The organism is Synechococcus sp. R55.2, assembly GCF_047462075.1.
Classification (GTDB): domain Bacteria; phylum Cyanobacteriota; class Cyanobacteriia; order Thermostichales; family Thermostichaceae; genus Thermostichus.
Map to the genome: position 1 here is coordinate 22,955 of NZ_JANSIH010000150.1, position 6,000 is coordinate 28,954.

The 6,000-nt window shown below is 58.9% G+C and carries 6 protein-coding genes; 4 read left to right on the plus strand and 2 right to left on the minus strand.

The features are described 5' to 3' along the window. Positions 1-142: 142 nt before the first annotated feature. Together NW838_RS05490 and NW838_RS05495 are read left to right on the plus strand one after the other, a co-directional pair. Positions 143-946 (plus strand): Ig-like domain-containing protein, encoded by an 804-nt coding sequence (locus NW838_RS05490; protein WP_414427656.1) that lies wholly within the window; start codon positions 143-145, stop codon positions 944-946. A gap of 31 nt (positions 947-977) precedes the next feature. Beyond that, complete coding sequence (locus tag NW838_RS05495; protein ID WP_414427657.1) at positions 978-2,705, plus strand: helicase HerA domain-containing protein; 1,728 nt, start codon at positions 978-980, stop codon at positions 2,703-2,705. Here the strand turns inward: NW838_RS05495 and NW838_RS05500 are convergent. After that, positions 2,642-3,646 carry a methyltransferase domain-containing protein gene (locus NW838_RS05500; RefSeq protein WP_414381150.1) on the minus strand — a complete coding sequence of 335 codons (1,005 nt, stop codon included), beginning with the start codon at positions 3,644-3,646 and terminating at the stop codon, positions 2,642-2,644. The two genes, NW838_RS05495 and NW838_RS05500, sit on opposite strands and share 64 nt — an antisense overlap. Before the next feature lie 92 nt (positions 3,647-3,738). On the opposite strand from NW838_RS05500, the gene NW838_RS05505 reads away from it, so the two are divergent. Further along, complete coding sequence (locus tag NW838_RS05505; protein WP_414355485.1) at positions 3,739-3,954, plus strand: hypothetical protein; 216 nt, start codon at positions 3,739-3,741, stop codon at positions 3,952-3,954. On the opposite strand, the gene NW838_RS05510 is transcribed toward NW838_RS05505, so the two are convergent. Beyond that, positions 3,933-4,976, minus strand: a complete 1,044-nt coding sequence (locus NW838_RS05510) for a glucokinase (protein ID WP_011432607.1) — start codon at positions 4,974-4,976, stop codon at positions 3,933-3,935. The genes NW838_RS05505 and NW838_RS05510 overlap by 22 nt on opposite strands. Before the next feature lie 152 nt (positions 4,977-5,128). On the opposite strand from NW838_RS05510, the gene NW838_RS05515 reads away from it, so the two are divergent. After that, positions 5,129-5,875 carry a DUF3120 domain-containing protein gene (locus tag NW838_RS05515; RefSeq protein WP_414329009.1) on the plus strand — a complete coding sequence of 249 codons (747 nt, stop codon included), beginning with the start codon at positions 5,129-5,131 and terminating at the stop codon, positions 5,873-5,875. Positions 5,876-6,000: the final 125 nt, after the last annotated feature.

Here is a 6,000-nt window from a genome sequence, read left to right on the forward strand (position 1 = left end):
CTCCAGTGCTCATTGTCTTTCTACTTTTCAGAACAAGGGATCCTCATGATCCGCTGGGGATCCCTGGCAGTTTGTACCTCATCAATGGCTGAAGTGTGGGTAAGTTCGCTATTCTGACAACAGTTAAATTGGGTCTGCGGCAATGAACACTCCGACCGTACAAAATGTCTTTCGCCATTGGCGGCGGTGGCGAACTTGGGCGGGGCTGTTGTTGTTGGCAGCAGCGTTCTTTGTCATCGAGTCTCATCGGCAAGTTTGGCCTCAGTCGAATGCTTCTCAAAGTCAGGCATTTTTGGAGTGGGTGTCTTCCCAGCCTACCCCCGAACAGCAGGATGTTTTTGTGGATGGAGTCATTCGGCTGCAATTCAATCGGCCACTGGATCCCAATCTACAACGTCTGGCGGTTCAGTTGGATCCGCCGGCAGCGGTTATTTTTGATGTGCAGGGAGACGAGTTGTTGCTTAAGCCTCGGGATCCCTTGCGCTTTAGCACCCGTTACACCCTCACGCTTTCTCCCCAAGAGGGGCTGCCCCTCGAGCAGGCCATTCAGCTGAGTTTTCGCACCGAACCGCAATTTACCTACGAACGGGATGTCAAACCGCTGCTAGAAGCCAGTTGTGTGGGTTGCCATCAGCCGGCAGGACGGCAGCGCACCCAGTTGCTGGACAGTTATGAGGCCACGATGGCCTATGTCAGGCCCGGGGATCCCAATAGCGAGTTGATCAATCCCCGGTGGACGAGCCGCCACGCCTACATCCTCAACGCCATTAACCCCAACCGCCCCCAAGCTCGCGGCGACTCCCCAGAGATTGCTTACATTCAGGCCCGCGGGCTGCCCCTGTCCCGTCTGGGCTTTTGGACGCCGGAGGAAGTGGAGATCGTCCGCACCTGGATTGTGCAGGATGGCGCCTCCCGCACCAGCGCCCGCTTACAGATGGGCAACTGAATAAGGCATCTGGAACCCAACCCCCACTGCCATGACCCCTCCTCAACCTTTGGCTACCGTGATTCAGGGATCCCTGAGTCGAGGGCTGGAAGCTCGCCTCAATCCCGGTGTCTCGGTAGAAGACTTGCGGGTGGGCAAATTCGTGGTGATCCAGGGGCAGCGCAACCGCTTCTTTGGCCTGCTTACTGACGTTACCCTAGAAACCAGCAACTCCCAAATTCTGGTCAATCCCCCCCGCCCGGAAGAGACCTTGCTGCAGGAGGTGCTGGCAGGTACCGGCACCTACGGCATTATTGCCCTCACCCCGATGCTGATGTTGGTGCCGCGGCAAACGGAAGGGGAAAGGCTGTATCCCCTGGTCAATCCCGAACGGCCAGAAGCGTTGGCAGCTCCCCTCGGCCAAGAACCCCCTTCCGCTGGCGCCATGGAGCTGCTGCCCGTGAAAACAGTGCCCGCCCATTTTTCGCAAGTGTATGAGGCACGGGAACTGGACTTTCGCACCGTCTTCGGCTGGGAAGACGACCCGGAGCGGCGCAACTTTGCTATCGGCCAGCCCCTCGACATGGCTGTGCCCATCTGTTTGGACTTGGATCGCTGGGTGGAGCGCAGCAACGGCATTTTCGGCAAATCGGGCACCGGCAAGTCCTTTCTAGCCCGCCTGATCCTGGCCGGCATCATCCGCAAACGGGCAGCGGTGAACTTGATCTTTGACATGCACTCCGAGTACGGCTGGGAGGCGGCCAGCGAAGACAAACACGCCAGCACCGTCAAGGGCTTGCGGCAGCTCTTTCCCGGTCAGGTACAGATCTATACCCTGGATCCCGATTCCACCCGGCGGCGAGGGGTGCGGGATGCGCAGGAGCTCTTCATCGCCTACAACCAGATCGAGGTGGAGGATCTGGCCCTGTTGGCAGAGGAGCTGAACCTATCGGAAGCCAGCCTGGAAAACGCCATTATCCTGCGCAACGAGTTTGGCCGCGACTGGATCAGCCGCCTCTTGAGCCTTTCCAACACCGAGATTCAAGAGTTTTGCGAACAGAAAATGGGCAACAAAGCCTCGATGATGGCCCTGCAGCGCAAGCTCACCCGCCTTGACAACCTCAAGTACATCCGCAGCACCCTGCCCCACAACTACATCGGCCAGATTTTGGATGCCCTCAGCCGCGGCATTCACGTGGTTATCGAGTTTGGATCCCAGTCCAACCTGCTCTCCTACATGTTGGCGGCCAACGTCATCACCCGCCGCATTCACCAGGCCTACGTGCACCAGACGGAGCGGTACTTGCAATCCAAAAATCCCCTCGACCGGCCCCGTCAACTGTGCATCACCATCGAGGAGGCCCACCGCTTTCTAAATCCGCGGGCGGCCAAGCAGACCATCTTCGGCACCATTGCCCGCGAGATGCGCAAGTACTTTGTCACGCTGCTGGTGGTGGATCAACGCCCTTCCAGCATCGATAGCGAAGTGATGTCGCAGTTGGGCACTCGCATTACGGCACTCCTCAACGACGACCAAGATATCGAGGCGGTGTTCACAGGGGTGGCGGGCAGCCAGAACTTGAAAACGGTGCTGGCCAAGTTGGACTCCAAACAGCAAGCCCTAATTCTGGGCCATGCCGTGCCCATGCCGGTGGTGGTGCAAACCCGCCCCTACGACCAGCGGTTCTACGCCGAAATTGCCGATCCTGACTGGTCTCAGGCTGAGGATGCGGAGGTGCTCCTGGCCGCCCAACAGGCTAAGTCCGAGCTGGGGCTGTGAGCACAAGCTGCCCGCACCGCTCGGAACATGCCAAAGCGACACAGCCCTGTGCCGAAAGCCAGCCGCATCAGCAAAAAGGTGGGTACCTCCCGCAAGGACTTCACCAAGCCGACCAAGCCAAACCTGAGAAAGCCCTCAGGGCGGACAACACCCTGCCAGATGGAATCCAGCCAAGAGGGAAGGGTCTCCTGAGTCCAGTCGGCGGTTTCTACCCGTCCCGCCACCAGGCCAGTAGCCTCCAACTGCTCGGCAAAGCCTTCGATGCTGGAGAAGGAAGGGTGTGACCATTGATCCAACAGTTGCCGCATCACCAGCCGCTCCCAAAAGTTCAGGGGCTTTTGCCGGTCGTCCCGCTGGTTCCAGTCCGCCACCACCAGGATTCCCCCTGGCTTCAACACCCGCAGCATCTCTTGGGCATAGCGGGCCTTGTCCGGCATGTGAGGCCCTGCCTCAATGGACCACACCACATCGAAGCTGGCATCGGGGAAGGGCAGGTCGAGGGCATCTGCCACCTGAAACTGGACAGGCAGATCAGGGGGGGTGAGCTCCTGGGCCCGCTTCACCTGCTGAGGACTGATGGTGATACCGGTTACAACAAAGCCGTAGTCGCGGGCCAAGATGCGGCAGCTCCCACCAATGCCGCAGCCCACATCCAACACGGTTGTCCCTGCAGGCAGTCGATCCAACCCCCCCCAGCGCACCATCTCGTGGACAAAGTCGTGCTTGGCCTGCAGAAAATTTTTTCGTTGGGGAGGAGAGCCGTAGTGGCCTAGGTGAATGTGTTCGCCCCAGTAAAACTCTAGGATCCCATCCCGAGTCCACTCGTCGTAAGACTTGGCCACAGAGGCGGGAGACTCGTATTTGCGAGCAGTCAACAGATAGGCTGCCAAGCCCACGGCCAGCAGCACAGCTATGCCCAAAGCCCAAAAGATTGGATTCATCGGATCAACCATGAAGTTTCTATAAAGTCCCTCTGCGTGGTGGCGATCATTGTCAGTTGGATGGCGGAGCCACAGGCAGAGTGCTTTCCGGTGTGGGGTCTGCCAATCCAGCCCAGCAAAGGCGCAATCCCATCTTGCCCCATCTGCTGGCTCAAGATGGAGTCTGGGGCAAAGGACGGCTGGGCGAGATTTTCCAGCACGATTCCAGCATCCGTTGGGGTCGCTGCCATCACCTGCTGGATGGGGTGTTCCAGGGGTGGCAACCTCAACAGCAGCGGCTGCTCCTTCACAAAAGGTTGGCGGCGTAGCGAGCAGCTCCCCTCAGCCCCACCTGCGCATTCACCACCACCTGCACCGACAGTTGCTCCAGAAGAGGACGCATCCGCCCCTTATCCAAAAACGAGGACAAAAACTCCCCTTGATGCAGTAGGCGCAAGAGCTTGGGCGCGATCCCCCCAGCGATGAACAGGCCCCCGCGCGGCAATAGGTGTAGGGCAAAGTTCCCGACTGCAGCCCCGTACAGGCTGATGAAAAGCCGCAGACACTCCACCGCCAGAGGATCCCGTGCTTCCATGGCAGCATTGGCAATTTGGGCTGCCGGGTCAATATGCTTAGCTCCCTTTTCCCAAGCCTCAATTTGGGCCAGCAGCTGTTCTTCTCCTGAGCCCCACTGGCTATCCCGCAAAAATTGATAAATGGCAACGATCCCCTGCCCTGAGACCACCCGCTCGGTGGAGACACGTCCGTGCCGTTTTTGCAAATACCTCAAGAGCTCCCACTCCAGAGGGGTGCGCGGGGAAAAATCCACGTGTCCTCCCTCGCTGGCATGAACTTGGTAACCCCCTTCTCCCCAGGTAAGGTAAGCCTGCCCCAAACCCGTGCCTGCTCCCATCACGCCAATCGGAGCCCGCGGTTGACGCTCACCCACTTGCAAGGTGTCCAGATCCTGGTCGCCGAGGGCAAGCACGCCATACCCCACAGCGCTGAAGTCGTTGATCAAGGCTACGCGCGGGATCCCCAGCTCTGCGGCCAATTGGCTCGACTGCAGATCCCAGGGCAAGTTGGTCACTTTGGCAGTCTGTCCCTCAGACCCTGAGCCCCTTGTTTCCATGACGGGGCCGGCCACTGCAAAACAGGCGGCAGCAGGCTGTGGATCTCGCCCCAGCTCCCGCCGAGCCTGGGCCAGAAACTCTCCCACCATTGGGGCGAGGTTGGCGTAATCTTGGCTGGCATAGCGGCAGTGGTAAAGGCTGTGCTCGGGATCCTCGGCATTGACAAGGCTGAGGCTGGTTTTGGTGCCCCCGATGTCTCCTGCCAACAACAAGTCCATACAGTTTCCTCCGGCCAGCACCTCCTTCCCACCCTGACATCTCTGGAGAGAGAATGCCAGGCCCCCAAGGCTTCCCCGCTCCTGCTGGGGAGAAGAGGGAAGGGCAAAGAAGGTGCTATGTTAACTGATGTAAAGGTTTTTAATATTGCATTTTGTCTTCTACACCTTTTTTACCCCCTCTCCAAGATGAGCCTCTGCTGTCCTCTGAGCGTTTGGCCGGGCTGGATCCCCGCCCTCTCTCGGCTCAAAGGCGTTTTCGATCCCACCATGCCATTGGGGGAGTGGCAGCTCTGCTCGTGAGTCTGCCCGTTTTTGTGCAAGCGCCCCTGGTGCGGTATGCCCCTTGGGTCAGCTTGGTGATGTCTTTGGGCTGGCTGGGCCTTAGCTTGCATCTCTACTCCCAGCCCCGTACCCGCCTGTGGGGAGATTTGCTGTACGGCTTTACCCTGACTTGGCTGGCAGGATCCCTGTATTGGGGATGGCTGCGCTTTGAGCCTCTTTGGCACATGCCCATGGAAGCCTTGGGGATCCCGATTGTCTGGTGGGGGACACGGCGACGGTTTGCCCGCATCGGTACCTGGTTTTATCTCGGCTCCCTGTGGGGTACGGCGGTTACAGATCTCTACATTCACTCGGTGGGGCTGCTGCCTGAGTGGCGGCAGGCGATGCAGTTTGACCGGTTGGAGCAGGCGGTTGTCCCTTTTAGGGCGGCCCTCGACAAAATGGCTACCCCCTGGGGCCTGGGTTGGGGCATCGGCTTGGGCCTTCTGTTGCTGGGTGTTGGATTGTGGAGAGTCCAGGGATCCCGCCGCTTGCACCATTGGGCATTTGCGGGAGCAGTGCTGAATACCCTGTTGGTGGATGGGCTATTTGGCTGGGGGGCAGCTCTGCTGCGGTGAGCTGGGACATCCCCATAACTGATACATTTACGCTGAACACTGCTGAACATCACTGTTCAACTATGCAGCGATAGCATTCTGTTTGTTTCCAAACAGAATGGCGGTATCCCGCAAAGCTTTGAGTA

Bases quoted from the DNA above. Each gene is read 5' to 3' on its own strand.
- NW838_RS05495 (WP_414427657.1), top strand. From the start codon at position 978: ATGACCCCTCCTCAACCTTTGGCTACCGTGATTCAGGGATCCCTGAGT.
- NW838_RS05510 (WP_011432607.1), bottom strand. From the start codon at position 4,976: ATGGACTTGTTGTTGGCAGGAGACATCGGGGGCACCAAAACCAGCCTC.
- NW838_RS05490 (WP_414427656.1), top strand. From the start codon at position 143: ATGAACACTCCGACCGTACAAAATGTCTTTCGCCATTGGCGGCGGTGG.
- NW838_RS05500 (WP_414381150.1), bottom strand. From the start codon at position 3,646: ATGAATCCAATCTTTTGGGCTTTGGGCATAGCTGTGCTGCTGGCCGTG.